The organism is Nocardia sp. NPDC003183 (assembly GCF_053590715.1).
On the sequence record NZ_JBSFTG010000017.1, the window covers coordinates 80,115 to 105,440 of the forward strand.

Genomic DNA, 25,326 nt, shown 5'->3' on the forward strand with positions numbered 1-25,326 from the left:
GGGTTCTGCTGGGCTTCACCGAGTGTCCACCGTCGACGGCGAGCCGTCGTCATCAGACCGGTGAGCGCAAACGACCTTTTGCACACCTTTGCGCAGGTGTGGGATGGTGGTGGGTGAAAGGACGGACGTGACTGCGACGACGCACTCGACCACCGTCGGCCTCGGGCCGCGCGCACTGGCCAACCGGCGACGCATCGTCGCTGTGGCCGGGGACGAGTTGCTGCGAAATCCCCTGGCGAGTATGGAAGACATCGCCGTTGCCGCGGGGATGGTCCGTCGCACCCTCTATGGTCATTTTCCCACCAGGGAAGCGCTGATCGACGGCATGCTCGACGAGGCCTTCGAACAGGTCGGTCGCGCACTCGACGGTATCGACACCGCGCAACCGCCCGCCCGGGCGACCGCGGATATGACGGTCGCGCTGTGGGCGGTCGGCGACGAGTTCCAGTTGCTGCTGCGCTTGGACGAAGCCGGGTCGAGGGCCCGGATGGCCGACCGGCTCGCGCCCGTCCGCGCCCGGCTGATCACGTTGATAGCGGCTGGTCAAGCTGACGGAACCTTCGCTGGTCATCTTCCGCCCGCGGCGTTGGCCAGGGTACTCACGGCGCTGGTGCTCGAACTGCTGAACGCGCACAGCGATGGCGAATGGGTCGGTGCCGAAGCCGCGCGCGACGCTGCCGTGGCTTGCCTGATCGCGGTCGGCGTCGACCGTTCCGGTGCCGCGGAGATCGCCCGGTCCGCCGCTGAGGCCGCGCAGCGCTGATCGCAGGTGCGCTCGTCGGGCGATCGCTCGTCGAGACATGCTGTCCCCGAACGGATTCAAGGTGTGCTTTCCGGCACGAACCCGGGTGGGTGTGAGTCCCTTCACGAGTTCTTGCACATCGGTGTGCAACGGACGTAGTTTCACAGGTACGTGCAATTGCACGAAGGTGTGAAAATGTCGAAGGAGCGGGATATGACCAGCCAGGTGGCAACTGTGCGCATGGCGTACGCGACCAAGACCTCCACCGGAGGCGCCCCCGTCGATGTGTCCTCGTGGACGCTGCGCGGTGTGGGCGCGATCCGCGTCCTGTACGGCCTCGTCGCGTTCGCCGCGCTGATCCTGGGGACCGATGTCGGCACCGGAATGGCCGTCCCCGTCTTCGTCGTGGTCGGCCTCGTGTCCGTCCTGCTCGGCCTGGCCACCGTTGCGCTGACTCCCCGGCTACTGGACCGCGACGACGCTGTCCTGGCCGCCGTTGGCGTCGACGCGATCCTCGTGGTCCTCGGCGTGGCCGCGCTCATGGTGGGCTGGGATCAGTTCACGGTCGCCGCCGCCGTCGTCGTCCTCGGCGCGGTGGTGATCGGGGCGTTGTCCGCGGCGGTCGTCGCGATCGTCACGGCGGTGCGCGAAGCCTGATCCGCTGACGCGGTGTGAAGTGCCCGAGCGGCGCCCCCGGAATTCCGGAGGCGCCGTTCGTGATCGGATGCGGTGCGGGTGATGAGTTCTTCGCGACCTCAGCCCAATCCCAGCGCAGCTAGCTTTCGGTACAGGGTTGCGCGTGAGATGCCCAGCGCCTCAGCGGTTTTGAGTCTGTTTCCGTTGGCTCGCCGAAGCGCGCCGGCGATCGCTTCGCGTTCCGCTTGTTCCAGATGGCTCAGGCGTTTGTGGGGGGAGGTGTGCGTCGTGGTGGTGGGCAGGTCGGCGGGTTGTAGGCGTGGACCGGTGGTGTGATCGAGTGCGGCGCGCAGGGTGCGGCTGAGCTGGGCGACATTGCCGCGCCAATCACGTTGGCAGAGTTCACGAATGGTTGGCACGGCGAGTCCGACGGTGCCCGCGCTGAAGCGACGGACGAGGGTTTCGGCGAGATCGGTGACGTCTTCGGGGCGGCGGGACAGGTCGGGAACCTCCACGACATATTCGAACATCGTCAGCAGGCGAGGGTCGATGTCCTCGGCACGCTCGGCGGTGAGGGTTGCCACGGCGAAGCCGTGATCGTCGGCGTCCAGTTCGGCACCCAGCGTTGCCAATTCATCGGAGCCGCGATGAGTGAGATCGCCGAGCAGCCTGCCCTCGCTCGCTTTTCCCGCTGTCGCGACACGGTTGCCGGTCACCGCGCCGGCAAGGGCGGTCTTTCCTACACCCGGCGAACCGTAGAGGAGCAGGCGGCCCTCGGTGGTGCCTGCTCGCGCTGCCGAATGGACGGCTGATTGCCACAGCCAGCTGCGGCCGGGGAGTTCGTCGAGTATCGCGTCGACGAGGGCGGAGACAGAGTCCGAGGTGGGCGAGGACCGAGTGGGTTTCGCCGGCATGGTCGACAGCTGCAGCAGGGCTCCCGCGACATCGCCGGAGTGGTGAACCAGTCGCAGCCCGACATCGAGGGGGGAGCCGTCACTCGCGGTCAAGCGCAGTGGTTGCCCACCGAGGGCGATGGTTCGCTGGACCGACTCCCACAGCTGGTCGTGGGAGTAGCGGGAATCGACCAGCGCCGACGCGAGGGTGTTCGCCATGATGATGCGATCGTTGAGGGCGATCACGGGTCGACGTGATCCCCGGCGATCGGCGTGCAGGAAGGCGTCGAGTAGGGCGCGGTCGTCGGCGGCGTATCCGCTGAGCAGGCGATCCCCGGCATCGCGGGCGGCGCGCTCGACGAGTGCGGCGAGGACCTCGTGGGGGGCGCCGGTGGGACAGACGAGGTCGAGAACGCCTTCGATGCTTCCGCTGCCGGGCCGGATCACCGGCACTCCGACAGCGACAACGGGGTCGAAGCATCGGTTGAAGTGTTCGGCGCCGTCGACGATGGAGATCGCGCGTTCCTCCAGCACGGTTCCGAGCCCGGTCGATCCGACGCTGGCCTCGTCGAACCGCGCACCCTTCAGTACCCCCATGCCATCGAGCAAGGTGCCCATCGAGGTGCTGGAGACCCACCGGTCGGCGATGTAGGCATCACGGTCGGTCACCATCATCGCGAATTCGGCGGTGCCCAGCTGGGCCATGATGTCGTGAACCACGGGTCGGACCGCGCGCAGCAGTGCGCTGTCGGGGTTCATCGCGGAAGCGAAGACCACGGCCGGTTCGGTGTCGGGGCGGACGCCGCCGAGCTTGGCGCGCTTCCACGCACGCAGCGTGGCCGGGCGGACATCGGCAGATTCCACTCCCTCGTGCAGAAATGCTTCCCGCGCCGCGGCAATCAGCGATTGATCATTCATAGCTCTCCTCATCGTCGCTGCTCAGCACGGGTAATTCGCATCACCACCTTGTGTGACCGGCAACACACTTGCTCTGATGGTAACCCCGAACGCCGGCGAGGAGTGTCTCAGATCTGCGACACGAAGTCGCGCTGTCGAAGGAATCGGTCGGTGCGATCTCGAAATCGAGACACTGCGAGGTGACGCGGCGCACATAGCCTTCTTTCACGGCACTCGCCGAATTCAATTCTTTCTCGATGCAGCGGAGGAACAGCTCATGGAAGAGCGCGTCCTATTTCAGAGTGATGGCGAGACCTTGGTCGGCACCCTGTTCCGGCCCGACGGTGTGGAGGGTCCCTTGCCCACGGTGGTTGCCGGCGGTGGCTGGTGCTACGTCAAGGAAATCGTCCTTCCACATGTCGCGCGAATCGTGGCCGAGCAGCAGGTGCAATTCCTCGGATTCGACTATCGGGGATTCGGTGAGAGCGGCGGTGCGCGACGCCAGCACATCGATCCATGGGAACAGATCGCCGATTACAAGAACGCACTGAGCTATGTCGAAACTCGAGACGATGTCGATGCGCAACAGCTCGGGGTGTTCGGCATCTCCTACAGCGGCGGGCACGCCTTGGTGCTGGCCGCCACCGACAGCCGCGTGAAGGCCGCGGTGAGCGTGGTTCCGGTGGTCGAAGGCTATGACAACATGCGCCGTGCGCACGGTGAAGTCGCGTTCGCGGAACTGGAGGCGGCGATCCTGGCCGACCGCAGGATTCGCGCCGGCGGCGGGGAAGGGGCGACCCTGCGCATGAGTTCGCTGGAGCCATGGAAAGAGCTGTCCACCTGGCCCTTCCCGCGAATCGGTGAGGTGTTCAACAAGCTGAGGGAGTCCGGGGAAGCCGAGCGTCATGAGCACTGGAGCACGCTCGAGTCCACCGAGTTGCTGCTGAACTACTCGGTGTTTCCCTTCCTGCCGCGCATTCTCGACAAGAAGGTGATGATGATCGTCGCCGAGGGCGACAACATCACGATGTGGGACCGCGAGATCGCGGCATTCAACGACATCGCCAGCCCGGCGAAACGTCTCGAGATCTTGCCCTCGGTCAGTCACATGAGTTTGTACTCCGACCAGCGCGACACCAATGTCGCCGCCGCGAAGGCCGCCGATTGGTTCGGCTCCGCATTCAGTTCGTCGAACTGAAACCCAGTCCCTCACACATTTATTGACAATGGGGTCGTTAGATGAATATTCCCGTTCGGTGGATCATCTTGATCGGATCGTTCACCGCTTATCTGTTCGACGCGCTGGAAATCGTCATTCTGTCGCTGGCTCTGCCGTCGATGCGCGCAGACCTCGGTATCAGTGTCGTGCAGGGTGGCCTCTTGGCCACGTCGACCTTGCTCGGCATCGGCGCCAGTTCGGTCACGGTCGGCCGGATCGCCGATAAGCACGGCCGGAAGGCGGCCCTGTTGGGCAGCCTGGTGCTGTTCGGTCTGTGCACGGCATCGGTGGCGGTGATGCCGAGCTTCGGCTGGATCATGGTGTCGCGGTTGGTCGCCGGTTTCGGGTTGGGCGGTGTGTGGGCGATCGTGTCGACCTATGTGGTCGAGTCGTGGCCCGAGCGGGAACGGGGCCGCGCCGTCGCGTTCGTGATGAGCGCGTTCCCGGTGGGTGGCATGCTCGCGGCGCTGATCGCGGGCACCTATGCCTCGAACTGGCGGGCGATGTTCTTCGTCTCCGGGGTCGGCGTGATCGTGCCGATTGTGCTGATCTGGCGGTTCTTCCCCGAATCGCGCGAATGGCTCGACAACGTCAGCGCTCGCCGCGCGGCGGGCGAAGCGCCGACAGCGAACACCCGGGAGATCTTCGGCCGCACGCTGATTCGCTCCACGGTCCTGGGCACCACCGTGTGTTCGCTGGCATTGCTGGGCTTCTGGGGAGCCAGCGCCTGGCTGCCCACCTTCCTGGCTGAAGACCGTCAGGTCCCCGCCACCACAGTCGCGGTGTTCATCAGTGTGCTGAACCTGGGAATGTTCTTGGGGTACAACGTCTTCGGGTTCATCGCCGACAAGGTCGGCCGAAAGCGCGCGCTCATCGCCTCGCTGCTCGGGACCGGCCTGGTGCTTCCTCTCTACGTGGTGGTCGCCAACGAGACGACACTGCTGGTGCTCGGGCCCGCCTACGCCTTCTTCGCCGTGTTCACCGGCATTCTCGGCAGCTATCTCGGCGAGCTGTATCCCACCGAGCTCCGCGCGACCGGTGCGGGCTTCTGCTTCAACGTCGGCCGCGGTATCTCGGCGCTGGCCCCGCTGCTGCTCGGCTACCTGGCGGGCACCACCGGTTTCGCCATCGGCTTCGCGCTCTGCGGTGGGCTGTTCCTGCTCGCGGCCGTCGCCGTCATCGCGCTGCCCGAGCGCTACAGCCCGGCGACTGCTCTGCCCCACGGCACGTTCTCGGCCGAAGACGACGGAGTGAAGCTGTGAAAATCCGTGGTGCGGTCCTCGAACAAGCGGGAGCCGACACTCCGTTCAGCCAGTCCAGACCGCTGCGAGTGTGCGAGCTCGACCTGGCCGACCCGCGGGACAACGAAGTCCTGGTCCGGGTGGAGGCCGCCGGGGTCTGTCACTCGGATCTGTCGGTGCTCACCGGAAGCAGGCCACGGCCGCTGCCGATGCTGCTCGGTCACGAAGCCGCGGGATCGGTACTCCGGGTCGGCGCCCGAGTCGAGGACATCGAGCCGGGAACCCGGGTCGTGATGACGTTTCTGCCGCGGTGCCGCGACTGTGCGGCCTGTGACACGGCGGGGCGTGTGCCGTGCCCGGCGGGCTCCGCGGCGAACGCGGAAGGCATCATGCTCGACGGTGGTCGCCGCCTGACCCGCGACGGCTCGACTGTGCACCATCACCTCGGGGTGTCGGCGTTCGCCACCCACGTCGTCGTCGACCGGCGCTCGGTGGTGCCGGTGGGCGACGACGTTCCCGCCGAGGTCGCGGCCGTGCTGGGATGCGCGGTGCTGACAGGTGGCGGTGCCGTGCTCAATGTGCGTGCGCCGGTACCGGGGAACACGATCGCCGTCGTCGGTCTGGGTGGAGTGGGAATGGCCGCGCTGCTGGTCGCGCTCGCGCAACGGGATTGCCGTGTCATCGGCATCGACACCCTCGACGACAAACTCGACTCCGCCCGAGCGCTCGGCGCGGACGACGTGTTCACGCCTGCCCAGGCCATCGACAACGGAGTCGAGGCCGACATCGTCGTCGAGGCGGCAGGCCATCCACGCGCACTCGAGACAGCGATCGCGTGCACCGCGGTCGGCGGGACCACGGTCACGGTCGGACTGCCCGATCCGCAGGCGCAGATCACCCTCTCGCCGTTGCGTCTCACCAGCCGTGCGCAATCCCTGGTCGGCAGCTACCTCGGTTCCGCCGATCCCGCCCGCGACATCCCTCGCTACGAGCGGCTGTGGCGAGAAGGTCGCCTGCCCGTCGACAGGCTGATCTCCTCGCGCATCGCCCTCGACGACATCAACACCGCCATGGACCGCCTGGCAGGCGGCAACGAGATCCGCCAGATCATCACCTTCGGAGACGACATATGACCGAACACCTCTACGACGCGCTCATCATCGGCGCCGGTTTCGGTGGCCTCGGCGCCGCCGCCCGACTGACACGCCGCGGCATCCGGAACTTCTGCCTGCTGGAAGCAGGCGACGAGATCGGCGGTGTCTGGCGCGACAACACCTATCCCGGCGCCGCGTGCGACACCCAGTCGGTCATCTACTGCTACAGCTACCTCCCGCACCTCACGGTGTCGCGGATGTACGCGGGCCGCGACGAGTTGCTGAGCTATCTGCACCATCTCGCGCAGCACTTCGCACTCACCGACCACATCCGTCTCGGCACCAGAGTCGTGCGGGCGCAGTGGGACGAGTCGAGGTCGCACTGGGTGGTGACCGACCAGAACGGCAACGAGTTCCACACGCGCGCACTGATTCCCGCGTGGGGGCAGCTCGGCACACCGCACATCCCCACCTTCACGGGCCAGGATTCGTTCCGCGGCACCATGTTCCACTCCGCGCGCTGGGACCACACCGCCGACCTGACGGGCAAGCGAGTCGCGAGCATCGGGGCGGCGGCGAGCGCGGTCCAGTACGTTCCCGAGATCGCCGCGTCGGCACGGCAGCTCGTGGTCTTCCAGCGTTCGGCGAACTACATCCTGCCCCGCAACCAGCAGGTGTTCACCAGCGCCGAACGCGATACGCACCAGAACGACCCGGAAACCTTTCACGCGCTGCGCGAGCGCATTCACAACGAACGTGAGGCGGGCTTCGATCGAACCAGGCGCGGAACAGACGACCAACGCGACGGTGCCGACGATGCCCGCCGCCATCTGGAAAGTCAGGTCGCCGACCCCGATCTGCGTGCCGTACTGACTCCCGGCTACGACTTCGGATGCAAGCGCATCCTGCGCAGCGACGACTACTACCCGGCCCTGACCCAGCCGAATGTCACCGTGGAGACCGCGAACATCTTGCGCTTCACCCCGGACGGCGTGCTCGTCGGCAACGGCGAGTTCTACCCACTGGATGTGGTCGTCTTCGGCACCGGATTCGCCAGCCAGTCTTTCCAAGGCGACACCGCGATCATCGGCCGCGGCGGCCGATCGCTGCACGAGCGATGGGGCAGTACCCCTGAGGCGTATCTGGGCATGCTCGTCGACGGCTTCCCGAACATGTTCCTCGTCTCCGGGCCCAACACCAACCTCAATCACAACTCGGTCGTGGCGATGCTCGAAGTGCAGCACGAATTCATCGCCGAATCCGTCGAACGGCTGTGTGCCTACAGCGAACTGAACATCGATGTCGAGGAGTACGCGATCCGCGGGTACAACGCGTGGCTGCAGGTGCAGCTCGAGGATTCGGCGTTCACCTCCGAATGCTCGTCGTGGTACAAGAACAGCGACGGCAAGGTCATCAACAACTGGTGCGGCACCGTCGAGGACTACCGGCGATTGGTGACGGCGCGGACGCGACCCGAAGCGGTGCGTTCGTGAGCACTGAATCACCCGATCGCGGCCTCGACGACGTGGCCGCCGACCAACGAGCTCTCATTCGCGCTTTCCGCGACAACGGCAGCGCATCGTTCGACACCCTCGGTGTCGATGCCGCGCGCGCATCCTATACCGCGGGCTGCGCGAGCAACGGGCTGCTCCGGGTCGAGCTGGCTCGCGTCGAGGACATGAACATCGGTGCGGAGCAAGACCTTCCGATCAGGTTGTACAGCAACTACCCGGTCGGCTCCGCGCGCCCGGTCCTGCTGTTCGCCCACGGTGGCGGCTGGGTGATGGGCAGCCCGGACACCCACGACACCCTGTGCCGTTATCTCGCCGCCCATGCCGACGTGGCGGTGGTTTCGGTCGACTACCGTTTGGCCCCCGAACACCCGTATCCCGCCGCCGTCGAGGACATGCGCACCGCGACCCGGTGGCTGATGGAACACGGAATCGAGCACGGTCTCGATGTCGAACGGGTGATCGTCGGCGGTGACAGTGCCGGTGGTCAGCTCGCCGCGGCGATCGCCGCGGAGTGTCCCCGTGTTCGCGCCCAGATGTTGCTGTACCCGGTACTCAGCCTCGCCATGGACACCGCCTCCTATCACCGCGTCCAGCACGGGTTTCCGCTCACCGCGGCGACCATGCACTGGTTCACCGACCTCTATCTCGGCGGCATCGCGACACCACGGGACGCACCGGACCTCAACCCCGGCCTGCACCCACACCCGATCCCCACCTTCTTGTCCACGGTCGGCAACGATCCGCTCTGCGATGAAGGCATCGACTACGCCGCGACCTTGGCCGCGTGCGGAGCGCCGATCACCCACATCCATCTGCCCCGGCACGCGCACGGCCTGTTCACGTCGGCGGGGGTGGTCGCAACCGGTCGGGCCGTGCTGGATCAAGCCTGCGTTTTCCTGGCTGCCATCGCCCATGAGGAGGTCGACCGAGGGTTCGCCCCGACCGGTGAACCCGAAGGAGCACAACGATGATCGACGCAACAGCAGTGATCGCCGACACCCCGCAGGGCCTGTGGCTCGACGGAGCAGCGGTCGATGCCACCGACGGCTACCGGTACCCGGTCCTCGACCCGGCCACCGGCGACACCCTGACCACCGTCGCCGACGCCCGCGCCATCGACGCGATGCTGGCCATCGAGTCGGCCGATCGAGTCCAGCGCCCCTGGGCCGCCACCGCACCCCGCGAACGCTCCCAGATCCTGCGCAGGGCATGGGAGTTTGTCACCGAGCGCGCCGAAGATCTCGCGTTGCTCATGACCGCCGAGATGGGACGTGCCCTGCCGGACAGTCGCGCGGAGGTCGCCTACGGCGCGGAGTTCTTGCGCTGGTTCAGTGAGGAAGCGGTGCGCGTTCAGGGCCGATACACGCACGCACCGGCAGGCAACGGCCGGATCCTGGTCACCAAAGCCCCGGTAGGGCCGGTGCTGGCGATTACCCCGTGGAACTTCCCATTGGCCATGGGAACCCGCAAGATCGGTCCGGCACTGGCCGCGGGCTGCACTGTGATCGTGAAGCCTGCGGCCGAGACACCGTTGACCATGCTGGCGCTGGCACGGATCTTCGCCGAAGCAGGCCTGCCCGCCGGTGTCCTCTCGGTGCTGCCGACCTCCGATGCCGCATCGATATCGACGCCGCTGTTCGCCGACCGCCGCCTGCGGAAGCTGACCTTCACCGGTTCCACGCGGGTCGGGCGAATTCTGCTCGCCCGTGCGGCTTCCGGGGTGTTGCGCACCTCGATGGAACTGGGCGGCAATGCTCCCTTCCTGGTCTTCGACGATGCCGACCTCGACGCCGCGGTCGACGGTGCGATGGCCGCCAAGATGCGCAACGGCGGACAAGCCTGCACGGCCGCCAACCGTTTCCTGGTCGCCGACGCTGTGCTCGAGGAATTCACCGCCCGGCTGACCGACCGCATGGCCGCGTTGACCGTCGGTGCCGGGCATCGGGCGGGCGTCGCAGTCGGGCCGCTGGTCAGTGCCGCCCAGCTCGACAGGGTCGCAGGGCTCGTCGACGAAGCGGTCGCGGCCGGTGCCCGGATACGAACCGGCGGCAAACCGCTGCCTGGTCCAGGTTTCTTCTACCCGCCCACGGTCCTTGACCAGATCCCCGTCCGCGCGCACATTCTCGACCAGGAGATCTTCGGTCCGGTCGCGGTCGTCACCGGTTTCGGCGACGAAGCCGAAGCGATCGACCGAGCCAATGCCAGCGAGTACGGCTTGGCCGCCTACCTTTACACCCGTGACCTCGGCCGCGCCCTACGCGTCACCGATGCGTTGGAGACCGGCATGGTCGCGGTCAATCGGGGAGTCCTGTCCGATGTCGCGGCTCCGTTCGGCGGCGTCAAAGCCTCCGGCCTCGGACACGAAGGCGGCATCGAAGGCATCGACGAATACCTCGACTCCAAATACATCGCGCTCACGAACTGATCCACCGCGACTGCCGCTTCGATCATCGTTGCGGTCATCCGTCCGGATCGTCCTCCGCGGCGACCGCACTCGCGGCGCCGTGGAGGATCATGTCGATGAAGCGAATTCGCAGCTGCGGATCGAGGGGATCACTCAGTACCAAGGCCCGCAACTGTAAAGGGGCGAGCAAGGTTTCGAGCAACATTCGTGGTTCGATGCCGACCGGCAGCTCGCCCCTGCGGACCGCGCGTTCGGTGATCGGGTAGATCGGTCGCAGCGTGGCATCCCACAGGGCGTCTCGCAGCCTTGTCCATCGCGGGTCGTCGCCGCCGAAGGACAAGGCTTGGTTCAGTAACCGTCCCGTCGGTGTGCCGAGACATTCGCTGACGATGTTCAGCAGCTCGTCGAGGTCGGAGCGAATCGAGCCGGTGTCGGGGATCTGGACAGACAAGCCTGCCGCGCTCGACAAGGCATCGACGATGAGGTCCTCGCGTGAGCCCCAGCGTCGGTAGATGGTTGTCTCATGGACCTGGGACAGGGCGACGACCTCCGCGACCGCGAAAGCGGTCAACCCCTTGTCGGCCAGAACTTTCAGTGTCGCGTCGATGACGGATTCCCGTACTCGCGCGGATCGTCCGCCGGGCCGCCGACGTTTCTCCTCATCCACTATTGCACCTCCACCACTGGCCCCCCTGTGATCAACATTGGAAGCCGGGCGGACCCGGCGCAAGGGTGTCCCGCTCGGCAATGTGGTGATATGAAACATACGAAAGATGTTGTGCACCAACTAGTTTCATGATGAACGGATGTCGAGGCCGTGTAGTCCGTGCCAGCACAAGGTGCTGATCGCTTCCACCGCGTGGTGCTTGGGTACGAGCATTCCGGCCCGATGCCAATCCGAGGCAGCGGTCAGACTGGCGCCGACCAAGCCGAAGGCCAGCATTCGCGCCCGTGCCTGCTCGCTGTCGTGCGGGCACAGTCGTTCTGCGATGGCGCCCGCACAGCTCGACAGTGCTGCGCGGACTCGCAGTTCGACCGACGGCTCACTGGGCACGCCGCCACCGAAAACGAGCGTGAGGCTAGAAATGCCCTCGTGATCGATCAGGTCGAAGAAGACCGCGACCGTGCTGTCGACGACCTTCCGATCGGTCTCGGCAGAGCCGAGTGCTCGGTCCACCGTGGCGACCAAGTCGTCGAGCATGCACTGGACGACTGTCAGGTAGAGGTCGAGTTTGCTGGAGAAGTAGTCGTAGAGCACAGGTTTGGTCACGTCGGCCCGGCGAGCGAGCAGGGCCATGGTGACACCGTGGTATCCCTTGGCCACGAACGCCTCTCGTGCGATGTCGAGAAGCTGGTTTCTGCGCGCGATCCTGCGCGTCATGACCTTGTTGTGCCGCTGCGTGTTCGCACTCATCGTCGCCTGTCGGCCGAGAAGAACGGGTGCACTCGGCCGACAGCGTTGGTATTCAGAACCCCGATTCGTCGAGACGCATCACGGCGAGGTCGGTGCTGGAGACGACCGCGCGTTCGGCGGTCAGGTGGGGCAGGACCGTGGTGGCGAAGAACGAGGCGACGGCGACCTTGCCCTGGTAGAACTCGGCCTCGTCGAGGCCGTCCTCGGTGCCCAGCGCCGCGAGCGCGATATCGGCGGCGACGATCAGCCGCCATGCCACGAGCAGATCGCCGACGGCCAGCAGAAAGCGGACGGCATTCAGACCGATCCGGTAGAGCTCGGTCGGCTCCGCGCGCCCGGCGAACAGGTGTTTGGTCAGGTCGCCCGCGACTTCTTGAATGTCCTCGAGCGCGTGGGCGAGCAGAATCTTCTCGGTCTTGAGGCGCCCGCCATCGGCATCGGACCCGGCGGTGGATCGGACCTGGTCGAGCAGGTGCGCCAGCGCCACCCCGCGATCGCGCGCGATCTTGCGGAAGAAGAAGTCCTGCGCCTGGATCGCGGTGGTGCCCTCGTAGAGCGAGTCGATCTTGGCGTCGCGGATGTACTGCTCGATCGGGTAGTCCTGGAGGAACCCGGATCCGCCGAAGGTTTGCAGGGACTCGGTCAGGTACTGGTAGGCACGTTCGGAGCCGACGCCTTTGACGACCGGCAGGAGCAGATCGTTGACGCGTTCGGCGAGGTTCTCGTCGGCGCCGGAGATCTGGCGGGCGAGGACCTGGTCCTGATGGCCCGCTGTGTAGAGGTAGATGGAGCGCAGGCCTTCGGTGTAGGCCTTCTGCATCATCAGCGACCGGCGGACATCGGCGTGATTGATGATGGTGACTTTCGGGGCGTTCCTGTCCAAGGATCGGGCCAGATCCGAGCCTTGGACCCGGGTTTTCGCGTAGTCGAGTGCGTTGAGATAGCCGGTGGAGAGGGTGGCGATAGCCTTGGTGCCGACCATCATTCGGGCTTCCTCGATCACCTTGAACATCTGAGCGATGCCGTCGTGGATGTCGCCGACGAGGTAGCCCACCGCGGGTACCTCGTGCCCGCCGAAGGTCAGCTCGCAGGTGGCCGAGGCCTTCAAGCCCATCTTGTGTTCGACGTTGGTGACGAAAACGCCGTTGCGCTCGCCGGGCTCGCCGCTGTCGTCATCGAAGTGGAACTTCGGGACGATGAACAGGCTCAGCTCCTTGGTTCCCGGCCCGGCTCCTTCCGGGCGCGCCAGGACCAGATGGACGATGTTTTCGAACAGGTCGTCGGAGTCGGCGGAAGTGATGAATCGCTTCACGCCCCGGATGTGCCACGATCCGTCTTCCTGCTCGCTTGCCGTGGTGCGGCCCGCGCCGACGTCGGAGCCCGCATCCGGTTCGGTCAGCACCATCGTCGCGCCCCAGTTGCGTTCGACGATGTGCCTTGCCCAGCGCTGCTGCTGTTGCGTCCCGATCCCAGTGAGGATCTGCGCCATCGTCGGCCCCGCGAGGTACATGTAGGCCGCGGGCTGGGCGCCCAGGATCAGCTCGCTGATCGCCCAAGCGAGCATGGAAGGTGCGGGCACGCCCCCGATCGCCTCGCTCTTGGCCACCCGCCACCAGCCTGCCTCGTGCCAGGCGCGCACTGCCTTCTTGAACGGTTCCGGTAGTCGAACCGAGTTGGTGGCAGGCGTGAAAACCGGTGGATTGCGGTCGGTTTCGGCAAACGGGTCCGCGAGCGGCCCCTCCGCCAGCCTGGCCGCCTCGGACAGCATCATCTGGACGGTGTCGCTGTCCAGGTCGCCGAAGGCGCCCGCGTCGAGGGCGGTAGCGAGCCCGTACACCTCGAACAGATTGAATTCCAGGTCACGAACGTTGCTCTTGTAGTGGCCCACCGGGTCATCCCTCTCGACGGGACCCGCCTCGTTCGAGCGGGTGCTGAAACGCGGCGCGCGGCGCGCTGCCGGAGCCATGATCGCGCAGCAATCCGATCCACGCAACCTATGTAACTCTGCGATAAGGTTGCTGGACATTATGTATCACCAACTGGTCTGGGAGTTCACACTTTCAGTGCCGGTAAGTCACTATCAGACCGGCTGCGGTATCGGCGAGGAGGGCACATCGGCCATGGCGATTCGCTCACCGATAGCGCACAGCAGGTCAGCGAGGTCGGCACGCCGCGTGAGCCGGGGATTGCGCACCGAGTCGGTGACCACGGTCGTGATCGTGTGGATCAACACCCGGGCGGTCGGCATCGCCAGTTCAGGGCGAATCGACTGCAGCAGTCGTGCCCAGCCGATATTGCCTTCACGGTGGATGCGGCGGTACCTGGCCGCGGCGTCGTCGGGGAGGTGCCCGATCTCGCTGACCGCCGTACCGACGAGATCGGTGCGATCCATGGCGAATTCCACGTAGTACCGCAGCAGGAGCCGCAGCGATGCCCGCGGCGTCGTACCCTCGGCGAGCGCACGCTGGGCGTAGATCTCGACCCATTCGTTGTTGCGGTCGATGATCTCGTTGAGCAGTTGGGTCTTGCCGGCGAAATGGTGATAGAGCGCGGCCCCGCTGACCCCGACCGCGGCACCGATGTCCTCGATGCTCACCGCGCCGAAACCACGTTCCTCGAACAGCTGTGCCGCGGCGATGATCATTCGCTCCGGCCGGGAGTCGGGCTCGGATCGCGTGTCCGGTCCGGTGTCGCCGGACTCGATGATCCGTGTCCGCGCGTCGCCGGCGGGAAGATCGACGTCGACCGCGGCACCGAGGACCGCGTCGAGTGTCGCGACGAATCGATCCGTCGGCAGCTGGATGCGATGGTTGGACGGGCTGGTCACCACGGACAGAACGATCCAGCTCAGCGCTTCCAGATCGCTCGGGGCCAGGCCTGGCCGACGCTGACCGACGGTCTCTCTGATGCGCTGGGTCAGGCGAACCGCGCGCGACAGGATGCCGCTGCGGTCGACCGGCCTCAGGCTCCGGAACTCGAGTTGCCACAGCCGGGCGACACCGCGGATCTCCAGCGTGACCCGGACCAGCTCGTGCAGTGCCGCACCGGCATCGCCCGGATTCTCGCGAGCGGTATCGATCCGGGAGATGATCAGGTCGAGACTTTCACGCAGGCAGGAACCGAGGAGCTCCTGCTTCGTGCGGAAGTGTCGATAGACCGCGGCGTGGGTGACGCCGGTGGCCGAGGCGATGTCGGTCATCGAGGTGCGGTGGAAGCCGCGCTCGGCGAACGCGGTCGCGGCCGTGCGCAGAATGATCTCCCTGCGGTTGCGTGGTCTGCGGCGAACCGATGTCTGCTCGGCGCTGGGCGGGTCCACCTGCGATTGCTTCGGGCCCGGTGCGCCCAGAATTCCGAAGAGGATGCGCTGCAGGCTGTCGGCGAGCTGCTCCGGGGTGGCATCGATCCAGCCGATCGCCCAGTCGTGCATCAATCCGTTGACCGCGCCCGCGAACGTGGTGGCGCTGAGCCGGAAGTCGTCCGGGGCGATCTCACCGTCGGAGGCGAAACTGTCGAACGTGTCGCACAGCTGGTCCAGCCAGCGCGAACGGACCTGCAGGCGTTGCAGATCCATCGGCTCGCTGACTCCCACTATTTCGACGAACGCGACCCGGGCCCAGCGGCGATCGGCGGTGAAGTACGAGAGGTAGGCAACGATTATCGCCGCCGCCCGCTCGCGCAGCGGTCGACCCACTGTCTGTCGGGACGCGTCGAGGACGCGCTGTTCAGCGGTGTCGTTCACGTGTAGGAACAGTTCACTCAGCAGGTCTTCGAGGGTGTTGTACTCCTGGTAGAACTGCCGGGTCGACAACCCCGCGGTTCGGCAGAGTTCGGCCAGTCGGACGTCGCGATAGCCGGGTCCGGTGGCGAAGGCTTCGACGGCTGTGTGCCGAAGGCGGTGCCGCCGCTCGGTCCGCCGCTCGTCGGCCGTCAGGCCCGCGTAGCTGCGGGCTGCCGGCGTGATTCTCGCCACCACTTCTCCATTCGGTCGCCATGCTGTCGGTCCCTGTGCCATGTGTTCCGTGCGGTGCTGCGCCCCTGCTCACGCATATTATGGATACTCGCGTATTCACAATACTGCCTCTGGCTCGCCCTGTCCCCGCCAGCGGTGCGCGAGATGCGAGCCCTTGTGCTTGCTCGGAACAGAGGGCAGTCTTAACGCAATTGGTTATGGCGTTAACGATCGATCGCACAGAGAGGCAGGGCTGGTCATGGTTGCATCCGCGGCGGACACCGCGACGACGCGACGGGCGGGCCCACTCGCTTTCGTCATCACGGTCTTCGCCTTCATGGTCGTCATGATGGGCACCACGCTGCCAACCCCGCTGTACGCGCTCTATGCCGAGCACATGGGGTTCGACGTGCTCACCACCACCACCATCTTCGCGGCCTACGCACTGGGGGTCGTCGCGGCGCTGATCTTGTTCGGCCGCTGGTCCGATCAATTCGGCCGCCGCCCACTACTTCTCGCGGGCATCGCTTTCTCTGCTGTCGGTGCGGTGGTGTTCCTGACCGCGGGACCGGTCTGGCAGCTGATGGGTGCGCGACTGCTATCGGGTATTTCGGCGGGCATCTACGCGGGTGCTGCCACCGCTGCCGTCATCGACACGGCTCCGGTTTCGTGGCGTCACCGCGCCGCCGCGGTGGCCACTGCGGCGAACATCGGTGGGCTCGGGCTCGGAGTCCTGGCCGGTGGTCTGATCGCGGAGTGCGGTTCGACGCCGCTGCGCAGCCCCTTCGTCATCGACTTGATCCTGCTGACAGCGGCGGCGGTGGGCGTGTGGTTCATCGCCGAACCGGTCGAGGTGACCAGCCGGGCCCGACCGAGAATGCAGAAGCCGGTGGTGCCCGCCGAAGCGCGCGCCACCTTCGCCCGTGCGGCGCTGGCGGCCGGGGCGGGCTTCGCGGTCATGGGATCGTTCAGCGCCATCGCCCCGTCGTTCCTGGTCCATGTCATCGGCATCGACAACCACGCGATCACCGCGCTCGTGATCGCCACCCTGTTCCTGTGTTCGGCCTCGGCGCAGATCATCGGTCGTGGGATGTCGACGCCGGTCGCGATCGTTATCGGCTGCGCGCTGCTCGCGGTGGGTGGACTGGTTCTCATCGCCGCGCTGGCCGCTCAGGCGTTCGCGCTCATGGTCATGGGTGCGGCGTTCTGCGGCATCGGTCAGGGCTTGTCGTTCAGTAAGGGCGTCGTCGCCCTGCTCGACGCGGTCTCGGAGACTCGACGCGCGGAAGTGGTCTCGGCCTATTTTGTCGTCGCTTATCTCGCTACGTCGATTCCGGTAATCGGACAAGGGCTCGCCGCGAATCATTGGGGATTGCGGACTGCGGGTACGACCCTGGACGGAGCCATTGTTGTAGTGGCGGTTCTGGCCTTGGTTACTACCGTCATCGCCGCCCGGCGCGCGCCCGAGAAATAATCTCGCGGCGATCGAAAGATTCTGCTCGACGCAAAATCTAAAACAGGCGTTCGGTGTGCGTAGATATCGGACGCGATGCCCGTTTCCAGAAGCCCCGGAAACGGGCTTTAGTTGTTTGACTTCGCCTGAACGGCACTCCAAAAAGCCATGTGAGCTGGTAATTGTTCGTGTGAAGAATCTGCATAAGTACATTATTCAATGTGCTGAAGCTGGGCCCTGTGACTGTCGGCACCTTTGTTTTGGATTGTGATGAAGTAATTTCCCAAGAATCAGCCTGACACTATTGTTTACATATCTGACGTACCGAATGAAGCTGGTTGGGGTTATTGTTCCGTTATCCAGATGTTCGGTTTTCTCCGATCTTCTTGGTGGAGGGGATTCAGCGCAAATAGGGATGACGGTGCGAGCGGTCGGCCGTCGACCGAGAGGAAGTTATTCATGCAAGCAACAGAAACGCGCTCGAGTCCGGATGCTGTGAGATCCGGCTGGCGCGAGGTGGTGAAGTTCGACCTCCCGTCGTCGATCGTCGTCTTCCTGGTCGCGGTGCCGCTGTGCCTGGGCATCGCGCTGGCCTCGGGTGCCCCGGTCTACAGCGGGCTGATCTCCTCGGTGATCGCCGGAGTCCTCGGCGGGCTTCTCGGCGGATCACCGCTGATGGTCAGTGGTCCGGCCGCGGGAATGGTCGTCGTCGTGGCGGGATTGATCACCGATCTGGGCTGGGCGGCGATGTGCGCCATCACTGTCATCGCGGGTGGCTTGCAGATCCTGCTGGGGCTCAGTCGTGTCGCCCGTGTCGCGCTGGCGATCTCACCGGCGGTGGTGCACGCCATGCTGGCCGGTATCGGCGTCACCATCGTCCTCGGTCAGGTGCACGTGATCCTCGGGTCGAAGGCGAAGAGCTCGCCGATCGAGAACCTGGCCTCGATGCCCGGCGACCTCGTCGCCGCCCCGCTGTGGGAAGTTGTCGTCGGGTTGTTCACGTTCGCCATCCTGCTGCTGTGGCCGAAGCTGCCCGCGACGGTGCGCCGGGTCCCGGGACCGCTGGTCGCGATCGTGCTCGTCACGCTGGTCTCGACCCTGGCCGATCTGCCGGTCGGGCGGGTCGATATTCCCGGAAACCCGCTTGCCGCACTGTCGTTCGCGCCGCGTCTGCCCGGATCCGAGCTCGGTGCGTTCCTGATCGGGGTGCTGTCGGTGGCGCTCATCGCCAGCGTGGAGAACCTGCTCTCCGCTGTCGCTGTCGACAAGCTGCACCGGGGCCCGCGGGCCGATCTGAACCGGGAACTCATCGGGCAGGGCATCTCCAATATCGCCTGCGGCGCGGTCGGCGGACTGCCCGTCACCGGCGTAATCGTGCGTAGCTCGACCAATGTGATGGCCGGCGCGCGCACCCGTTGGTCCGCTGTGCTGCACGGGGTCTGGGTGCTCGTCTTCACCGTGGCGCTGGGTGGTCTGATCCAGAACATTCCCATGGCAGCGCTGGCGGGTCTGCTGGTCTACGTTGGTATCAAGCTCGTCGACATCGGGCACGTCCGCACCGCGCACAGGCACGGCGACCTGCCCGTCTACCTGGCGACGATCGGCGGGGTGGTGTTGCTCGATCTGATGATGGGCGTGTTCCTCGGTCTGGCTGTCGCCGCGGTGATGATGCTGTACCGCACCATGTGGTCGGGTATCCACGCCGAGGAACGAGAAGACGGGTGGCACCTCGTGATCGAGGGCTCGCTCAGCTTCCTGTCCACGCCGAAGCTGTCGGCAGTGCTGAACTCGATTCCGCCGGCAGCTGTCGTGCACGTGGATCTGGTCGCGGACTATCTCGACCATTGCGTCTTCGAGACGATCAACGACTGGCAGGAGAGCTACGAGGCAGGCGGTGGACTGGTGATAGTCCAGGAGATCGGCCACCCCTGGCTGAGCGCCGGACGGGACGGCACGCCGACCGTGCACCGCAAGACCGCCGCGGCATCGCCCGCACCGTGGATGGCGGGTTGGCCGGACTGGCAGTCGCCCGAGCTCGCCGAACTCCGGTCGGACCTGGGTGCGCCGACAACGGTCAACCCGTCACTGCAACGTGGTGTCGATACCTACCGCACGCACACCGCGGCCTCGGTGCGCCCGCTGATGAACCGGCTCTCCACCGGGCAGGCACCCAAGACGCTGCTCATCACCTGCGCCGACTCGCGCATCGTGCCGAACATGATCACCGCCAGTGGGCCGGGCGACCTGTTCGTGGTGCGCAATATCGGCAACCTCGTCCCGGTCAGCGACGCGGTGACAGGTCCCGGCTCGGTGGCCGACAGCTCGGTGGCCGCGGCCGTCGAATTCGCGGTCGAAGTCCTCGGCGTGGAGGACATCGTCGTGTGCGGGCACTCCTCGTGCGGCGCGATGACCGCGGCGCTCACCGGGGCTCCGGGGCACCTGCCCGGGCTGAACCACTGGATCGAGCAGACGCAACCCAGTGTGGCGCGCATGATCGCGGGCCTTCCCGCTCCCGCGTTGGGTCCCGGACCGGTCGAGCAGGTCGGCAGCACGGTCGATGAGCTGGCCAAACACAATGTGGCCCAACAACTCGAGCACTTGCGGACCTACCCCACCGTTGTCGCTGCCGAGCGTGCGGGGCTGCTGCGTCTGGCCGGGATGTACTTCGACATCGCTACGGCTGGCGTGTATCTCATCGACCAGCACGCAGTGCAGCCCGGCTGAGGGCGGCCGACCCGGTCACCTGATTCGATGCCCGGCCCGCCGATATCGGTGGGCCGGGCATCGGTCTGTGCGGTCCTCGGTGTCAGGCGGTCGCCGCGACCGGGGCCGCGGCGATCATCCAGTTGCTGAACTCGTCGGCCAGGTGCCACTGGTGCTGGTGGATGAGCCGGTCGGGCAGATTGCCCGGGAACTGCACCGTCAGTAGGGCTTCGAGAGTGCCGTCGCGGTCGCGGAACTGGTGGCGGACGCCGCCGATGACCAGGCCGTCGTCGAGCAGGGCCTGGCCCGCCACCTGGATGGGGTAGTCGGGATCGACGGGGATGGTCAGCGCTTCGGTTCTGGTGTAGTCGACGAGGAACCGCGAAGCCGTGGGCGAGCCGCCGGTTGTTTCGACGACTTCCTGACGGCCGTCGGGCAGGCCGCGCAACAGGTAGTGGTCCGGGGTGGCGGCCACCATGTCGACCTCGGCGTCGGTGATGGTCAGGTCGTTGAACCAGTCGGCGAATCGCTGCGCGGAGTAGTGGGGGACTTCGAGGCGGGTGACCGAGTACTTGGCTCGGCCCCGGCTGGTGGCGACCCCGATTCGTGCCATCCGGTCCGAGATCGCCAGATCGCGCTTGAGCATGGCGTAGATCCCCGCGTGACCCAGCTCGGTTTTCATGGCGGTGAGGGCCTCGCGCTGGACGTCGAGGGGCGCGTCCAGCGCCCTGCCGATCGTGAAATCGGGCAGGAGTTCGGCTACTCCGCGGTGCCCCAGGCGCGCGGCGAACCTCTTGAGCACCGCTTCGGCGCGCCGCGCTTCCCAGGCGCGCACCTGCTGGCGTGTGACGTTCTCCGCGCCGAGGAATGTTCGGATTTCGATGGGATCGTCCATGTCGACTACCTCTCATTAAAGCTAATGAAACTTGCATTAAGACTGCCGTCCTGCGCCTGGAAACGCAAGTTCGTGTGGCGTTAATTATGCGCAGACCGTTGACAACGTGACGGCGGTAACGGAAGCTGTGTTATCGCAAGTTGAACTGGCTTTAAATCGAAGGGAATTGGTCAATGCTGACCAGAAGAAGCTTCATCGTCCGTGCCGCCGGGGTGACGGCCGCCACCGCGGCGGTCGCCTATGCCGGTGCGGGAACCACTTTCGCCGACCCTGGTCCGTCGGCAGCCGGACTGCGGACATACATCGACGGCCGATTGGTCGAGCAGGGCAGGGTCGTCGAGTGGGAACGGCGGCGGCTCTCGGTCGCCGCTGCGCGGCTGCGCAAGGACTACGTCGGCCTGCTGACCGGTGAACTCGACTCACTGCTCGCCCGCTTCGCGATCGACGTCGACGACATCCCCGCCGCCCGAGCGGTGCTGGCACAGGCTCGCGTGCTGATCGGCTCCAGCGGACTGCGTGAGCTGCTCGCCGGTGAGCTCGTCGCCTCCGAGGCCGCCACCCGTGCCACGCTCGCGGCCTCGGGTGGGCGCTGGGCCGTGTCGACTGTCGAGATCGCCAGTGATCGTGGCACCGCGCAGGGCTTCATCGACACGTTCGACCGGGCGCGGGTGAGCAACGATCAGGCGTTCTGGACCGACGCCTGCCCGGACCACTACATCATCGCCACCATGCCCGACGGGCGGCAGGAGGTCGTCGAGGTGACCGGTGGAGCCATGCTCGCCAGCCGGTTCCTCGTCGAGTACACCGACCCGGCGAAGGTGGTGGTCGCCGCGGATCCGGCCTACCCGTTCGCGGTCGCCGGCGCGGCCAGGCTCGCCGACGGTGAACTCATCGGCGGGGTCTGCCATCAGTTCCGTGACGAACCCGGCGGTGGGTTCCGCAGTCAGCTGAAAGTCGCGTTTCCCGCGGCGGTGCCCGGTTTGTACATCAGCGAGCACCAGTGGCATCTCGCGACCGAATTCGGCAACTGGATCGAGGCATACCTGCGCTGATCCGGATGGGGCCGGACGCACCGGGCCCATCGATCGGCATTGGGCATACGGCACGGCCGTCGAGTAGAACTGGACCATGGATCAGAGTGGACTCGATGCCGACGAACAGTCGGTGACACCCCCGGCTCCGCGTAAGCGGACCGGGGGACGCTCGGCGCGGGTGCGCGACGCTGTTCTGACCGCGACCCTGGAGCAGGTGACCGAGCACGGCATCGAGGGGTTGACCATCGGTGACGTCGCGGCCCGCGCCGGTGTCGCCGAGACGACGATCTATCGCCGCTGGGGCACCCGGACGGCGTTGATCGCCGAGGCGGTCACCGAGCTCGCCGCCGTCGGTAATCCCGCGCCGGACACCGGCAACTTGCGATCGGATCTGGCGGTGCTGGCCGGACAGGTTTCCGACCTGATCTCGCGTCCGGGGATGGCGCGGCTGGTGGGCACCACCGTGGCTCTGTCCTCCGATCCGGAGGTCGACGCCGCGCGCCGCAAATTCTGGAACGATCGCTTCGAGCGCAGCTCCCAGGTGATCACGAACGCGGTGGCGCGCGGTGAACTCCCGGCATCGGTGAATCCGCGCGCTGTGCTCGAAACCCTTTCCGCACCACTGTATTTCAGGCTCTTGGTCGGAGAACAGGCGATCGACGACGTGTTCATCGCACGCTGCATCGACGACACCCTCGCTCTCCATGGCGAACGGACCTGAGGACAGTCACGCTTCGCGAACGGATCAAGTCGGTGTGAAGCCCGCACCCCCCTTCCGTGTGGGCTTCACACCGAATCTCATCGGGCAGGGGCGGTGGCGAGCGCGACCGTGAGATCTGCTCCGGTGGCGGCTCGAACGTCGGATTCGCTGACGCCCGGCGCCATTTCGACAAGTGTCAGCCCGTCGGGGCCGATGTCGAGCACGGCCATCTCGGTGATGATCCGGTGCACGCAACCCAACCCGGTCAGTGGCAGGGTGCACTGCTCGACGATCTTGGGTTCGCCACTGCGGGAACGGTGTTCCATCATCACGATCACCCGTTTCGCGCCGTGGACCAGGTCCATCGCGCCACCCATGCCTTTGACCATCTTGCCCGGAATCATCCAGTTCGCCAGGTCACCGTGGGCGCTGACCTGCATCGCGCCCAGCACGGCGACGTCGACGCAGCCGCCGCGGATCATCCCGAAGGACTGCGACGAGTCGAAGTAGGAGGCACCGGGCAGGACGGTGATCGTCTCTTTGCCCGCGTTGATCAGCTCGGGATCGACTTCGTCCTCGGTCGGGTAGGGCCCGACGCCCAGGACGCCGTTCTCCGAATGCAGTACGACCGTGACATCCTCGGGCAGGTAGTTCGGCACCAACGTCGGCATCCCGATACCGAGGTTGACGTACTGGCCGTCACTGAGCTCGGCGGCCACCCGGGCCGCCAACTCCTGGCGTGTCCACGTCATGCGCGCACCGTCCTGTTCTCGATTCCGACCTCGACTGCGCCCACGTGCACCACGCGCTGCACATGGATGCCGGGGGTGTGTACTTCGTCCGGATCCAGTTCGCCCGGCTCCACCAACTGCTCGACCTGGGCGATGGTGATCCGGCCCGCCGTGGCAGCGGGCGGATTGAAGTTGCGCGCGCTGCGCCGGTAGACGAGGTTGCCGTGACGGTCGCCCTTCCAGGCGTGGACCAGCGCGAAATCGGTGACGATCGCGTGTTCGAGCACATAGTGCACCCCGCCGAACACCCGCGTCTCCTTCGGGGGACTGGCCAGCGCGATCCCGCCGTCGCCGTCGTAGCGCAGCGGCAGTCCGCCGTCGGCGACCTGTGTACCGACACCCGCAGGGGTATAGAACGCCGGAATGCCCGCACCGCCCGCCCGCATCCGCTCGGCCAGGGTGCCCTGCGGCGTCAGTTCCACTTCGAGCTCGCCGGCGAGGAACTGACGTGCGAACTCCGCGTTCGATCCGACGTAGGAGCTGGTCGTGCGGCGGATCCGGCGCGCTTCGAGGAGCACGCCCAATCCGACGCCAGCGGTGCCGCAGTTGTTGCTGACGACCTCGAGATCGGTGGCGCCGTGGGCGAGTACGGCGTCGATGAGTACCTGCGGCACGCCGACCAGGCCGAATCCGCCGACCGCGAACGACGCGCCGTCCTGAATATCGGCGACGGCCTCGGCGGCCGTCGCAATGACTTTGTCCATCACGCCAGCGATGCTAGCCGAGATGTTCGCAATACGCACTCACGTTCGCATAGCGAACACTTGCGTAGGCCGGAGTTGTGGACGTAGCGTGTTCGCAATACGGACTTGTGTTCGCATCATGAACAAGTGTTCTTCGTGCATGCCGAGCCTCGTGCCGGGCCGTCGCGACGTAGCCTCGGGCCCGGCTCGGTGCACCGACGTTCGCCGCGGGGTGGACGCCATCGGGCCCAGTGGGAGAAGGAGTTACGGCAGCCATGACAGAACCGTCGCCGGATTACGTGCAGTCCCTCGCGCGCGGCCTCGCCGTCATTCGGGCCTTCGATGCGGAGCATCCACGGCGCACCCTCAGCGAGGTCGCCCAGGCCACCGATCTGACCCGGGCCACCGCCCGGCGTTTCCTGCTCACCCTGGTCGAGCTCGGCTATGTGCGCTCGGACGGAAACCAGTTCTGGCTCACGCCGCGCGTGCTCGAGCTCGGGTACAGCTTCTTGTCCAGCCTGAGCCTGCCCGATCTGGCGGGCCCGCACCTCGAGGCGCTGGCCGAGAAGGTTCGTGAGTCGACCTCGGTGTCGATTTTGGACGGCACCGACATCGTCTACGTGGCCCGTGTCCCCGTCAGCCGGATCATGACCGTGTCGATCAACATCGGGACCCGTTTCCCCGCCTACGCCACCTCGATGGGCCGGGTCCTGCTCGCCGACCTCGACACCGACGCGCTGGAGAACTACCTGGCGAAGGTCGACTTGACGCCCCTCACCGACATGACGGTCACCACGAAACGACAACTGCGCGCCGAGCTGGCCCAAGTCCGCGCAGATGGCTACTGCGTCGTCGACCAGGAACTCGAGCACGGTCTGCGGTCGATGGCGGCGCCCGTGCGCGACCAGCACGGTGTGGTCGTCGCCGCGGTGAACATCTCCACCCAGGCCGCCCGATACACGCTCGGCGAGGTGCGCGACTCCCTGGTTCCCGCCCTGCTCGAGACCGGTGCCGCGATCGAGCGCGACCTCACCCGGATCCGATCCACCACCTGACACCTACGA

General features: G+C 66.2%; 21 protein-coding genes. 13 read left to right on the forward strand and 8 right to left on the reverse strand.

All coding sequences use genetic code 11. From position 1 onward, the window contains the following. The first annotated feature begins 127 nt into the window (after positions 1 to 127). Together ACWDXS_RS31160 and ACWDXS_RS31165 are read left to right on the forward strand one after the other, a co-directional pair. Positions 128 to 763 carry a TetR/AcrR family transcriptional regulator gene (locus tag ACWDXS_RS31160; protein WP_449971237.1) on the forward strand — a complete coding sequence of 212 codons (636 nt, stop codon included), beginning with the start codon at positions 128 to 130 and terminating at the stop codon, positions 761 to 763. 192 nt (positions 764 to 955) lie between these two features. Continuing rightward, the gene (locus ACWDXS_RS31165; protein WP_449971240.1) at positions 956 to 1,399 is read left to right on the forward strand and encodes a hypothetical protein; all 444 of its coding nucleotides are present in this window, start codon (positions 956 to 958) and stop codon (positions 1,397 to 1,399) included. 98 nt (positions 1,400 to 1,497) lie between these two features. Here the strand turns inward: ACWDXS_RS31165 and ACWDXS_RS31170 are convergent, their stop codons facing one another. Beyond that, entirely contained in the window at positions 1,498 to 3,189 is a 1,692-nt protein-coding gene (locus ACWDXS_RS31170; RefSeq protein ID WP_378992790.1) for a sigma-54-dependent Fis family transcriptional regulator, read from the reverse strand. 52 nt (positions 3,190 to 3,241) lie between these two features. Between ACWDXS_RS31170 and ACWDXS_RS31175 the strand changes: the two genes are divergently transcribed. From ACWDXS_RS31175 to ACWDXS_RS31200, 6 genes are read left to right on the forward strand one after another with little or no spacing between them, the layout of a single operon-like run. Further along, a complete protein-coding gene (locus tag ACWDXS_RS31175; protein WP_449971243.1) occupies positions 3,242 to 4,366 on the forward strand; it encodes an alpha/beta hydrolase in 1,125 nt (374 codons plus the stop codon). Positions 4,367 to 4,407: 41 nt separating this feature from the next. Continuing rightward, positions 4,408 to 5,649, forward strand: a complete 1,242-nt coding sequence (locus ACWDXS_RS31180) for an MFS transporter (RefSeq protein ID WP_449971246.1) — start codon at positions 4,408 to 4,410, stop codon at positions 5,647 to 5,649. Then, positions 5,646 to 6,761: an alcohol dehydrogenase catalytic domain-containing protein gene (locus ACWDXS_RS31185; RefSeq protein WP_449971249.1), complete on the forward strand. Its 1,116-nt coding sequence runs from the start codon at positions 5,646 to 5,648 to the stop codon at positions 6,759 to 6,761. Before ACWDXS_RS31180 ends, ACWDXS_RS31185 begins: the two co-directional genes overlap by 4 nt. Continuing rightward, positions 6,758 to 8,215: a flavin-containing monooxygenase gene (locus ACWDXS_RS31190; protein ID WP_449971252.1), complete on the forward strand. Its 1,458-nt coding sequence runs from the start codon at positions 6,758 to 6,760 to the stop codon at positions 8,213 to 8,215. Before ACWDXS_RS31185 ends, ACWDXS_RS31190 begins: the two co-directional genes overlap by 4 nt. Next, the gene (locus ACWDXS_RS31195) at positions 8,212 to 9,207 is read left to right on the forward strand and encodes an alpha/beta hydrolase (protein WP_387446615.1); all 996 of its coding nucleotides are present in this window, start codon (positions 8,212 to 8,214) and stop codon (positions 9,205 to 9,207) included. The genes ACWDXS_RS31190 and ACWDXS_RS31195 overlap by 4 nt, the downstream gene beginning before the upstream one ends. Beyond that, positions 9,204 to 10,661 carry an NAD-dependent succinate-semialdehyde dehydrogenase gene (locus tag ACWDXS_RS31200; RefSeq protein ID WP_387446616.1) on the forward strand — a complete coding sequence of 486 codons (1,458 nt, stop codon included), beginning with the start codon at positions 9,204 to 9,206 and terminating at the stop codon, positions 10,659 to 10,661. Before ACWDXS_RS31195 ends, ACWDXS_RS31200 begins: the two co-directional genes overlap by 4 nt. A 34-nt stretch (positions 10,662 to 10,695) precedes the next feature. On the opposite strand, the gene ACWDXS_RS31205 is transcribed toward ACWDXS_RS31200, so the two are convergent. The 4 genes from ACWDXS_RS31205 to ACWDXS_RS31220 form a co-directional block, all read right to left on the reverse strand. Next, a complete protein-coding gene (locus tag ACWDXS_RS31205) occupies positions 10,696 to 11,424 on the reverse strand; it encodes a TetR/AcrR family transcriptional regulator (protein ID WP_387447010.1) in 729 nt (242 codons plus the stop codon). Positions 11,425 to 11,433: 9 nt separating this feature from the next. After that, on the reverse strand, positions 11,434 to 12,054 hold the full coding sequence (locus tag ACWDXS_RS31210; protein ID WP_387446617.1) for a TetR/AcrR family transcriptional regulator: 621 nt from the start codon (positions 12,052 to 12,054) through the stop codon (positions 11,434 to 11,436). Positions 12,055 to 12,106: 52 nt separating this feature from the next. Continuing rightward, positions 12,107 to 13,942 carry an acyl-CoA dehydrogenase gene (locus ACWDXS_RS31215; RefSeq protein WP_449971316.1) on the reverse strand — a complete coding sequence of 612 codons (1,836 nt, stop codon included), beginning with the start codon at positions 13,940 to 13,942 and terminating at the stop codon, positions 12,107 to 12,109. Between the two features lie 192 nt (positions 13,943 to 14,134). After that, the gene (locus ACWDXS_RS31220) at positions 14,135 to 16,024 is read right to left on the reverse strand and encodes a TetR/AcrR family transcriptional regulator (protein ID WP_449971257.1); all 1,890 of its coding nucleotides are present in this window, start codon (positions 16,022 to 16,024) and stop codon (positions 14,135 to 14,137) included. A gap of 238 nt (positions 16,025 to 16,262) precedes the next feature. Between ACWDXS_RS31220 and ACWDXS_RS31225 the strand changes: the two genes are divergently transcribed. Next, on the forward strand, positions 16,263 to 17,477 hold the full coding sequence (locus tag ACWDXS_RS31225) for an MFS transporter (protein ID WP_449971260.1): 1,215 nt from the start codon (positions 16,263 to 16,265) through the stop codon (positions 17,475 to 17,477). 438 nt (positions 17,478 to 17,915) lie between these two features. Further along, positions 17,916 to 20,180, forward strand: a complete 2,265-nt coding sequence (locus tag ACWDXS_RS31230; RefSeq protein ID WP_449971263.1) for a SulP family inorganic anion transporter — start codon at positions 17,916 to 17,918, stop codon at positions 20,178 to 20,180. 82 nt (positions 20,181 to 20,262) lie between these two features. Here ACWDXS_RS31230 and ACWDXS_RS31235 read toward each other — a convergent pair whose 3' ends face one another. Further along, positions 20,263 to 21,054: a hypothetical protein gene (locus tag ACWDXS_RS31235; RefSeq protein ID WP_387446623.1), complete on the reverse strand. Its 792-nt coding sequence runs from the start codon at positions 21,052 to 21,054 to the stop codon at positions 20,263 to 20,265. Positions 21,055 to 21,227: 173 nt separating this feature from the next. On the opposite strand from ACWDXS_RS31235, the gene ACWDXS_RS31240 reads away from it, so the two are divergent. After that, positions 21,228 to 22,106, forward strand: coding sequence for a hypothetical protein (locus ACWDXS_RS31240; protein WP_378992806.1), 879 nt, complete (start codon positions 21,228 to 21,230; stop codon positions 22,104 to 22,106). Between the two features lie 76 nt (positions 22,107 to 22,182). Beyond that, entirely contained in the window at positions 22,183 to 22,809 is a 627-nt protein-coding gene (locus ACWDXS_RS31245; protein ID WP_378992807.1) for a TetR/AcrR family transcriptional regulator, read from the forward strand. 77 nt (positions 22,810 to 22,886) lie between these two features. Here the strand turns inward: ACWDXS_RS31245 and ACWDXS_RS31250 are convergent, their stop codons facing one another. After that, a complete protein-coding gene (locus ACWDXS_RS31250) occupies positions 22,887 to 23,540 on the reverse strand; it encodes a CoA transferase subunit B (RefSeq protein ID WP_378992809.1) in 654 nt (217 codons plus the stop codon). Next, positions 23,537 to 24,283 carry a CoA transferase subunit A gene (locus ACWDXS_RS31255; protein WP_378992811.1) on the reverse strand — a complete coding sequence of 249 codons (747 nt, stop codon included), beginning with the start codon at positions 24,281 to 24,283 and terminating at the stop codon, positions 23,537 to 23,539. Before ACWDXS_RS31255 ends, ACWDXS_RS31250 begins: the two co-directional genes overlap by 4 nt. 254 nt (positions 24,284 to 24,537) lie before the next feature. Between ACWDXS_RS31255 and ACWDXS_RS31260 the strand changes: the two genes are divergently transcribed. After that, complete coding sequence (locus ACWDXS_RS31260) at positions 24,538 to 25,317, forward strand: IclR family transcriptional regulator (RefSeq protein WP_378992813.1); 780 nt, start codon at positions 24,538 to 24,540, stop codon at positions 25,315 to 25,317. Positions 25,318 to 25,326: the final 9 nt, after the last annotated feature.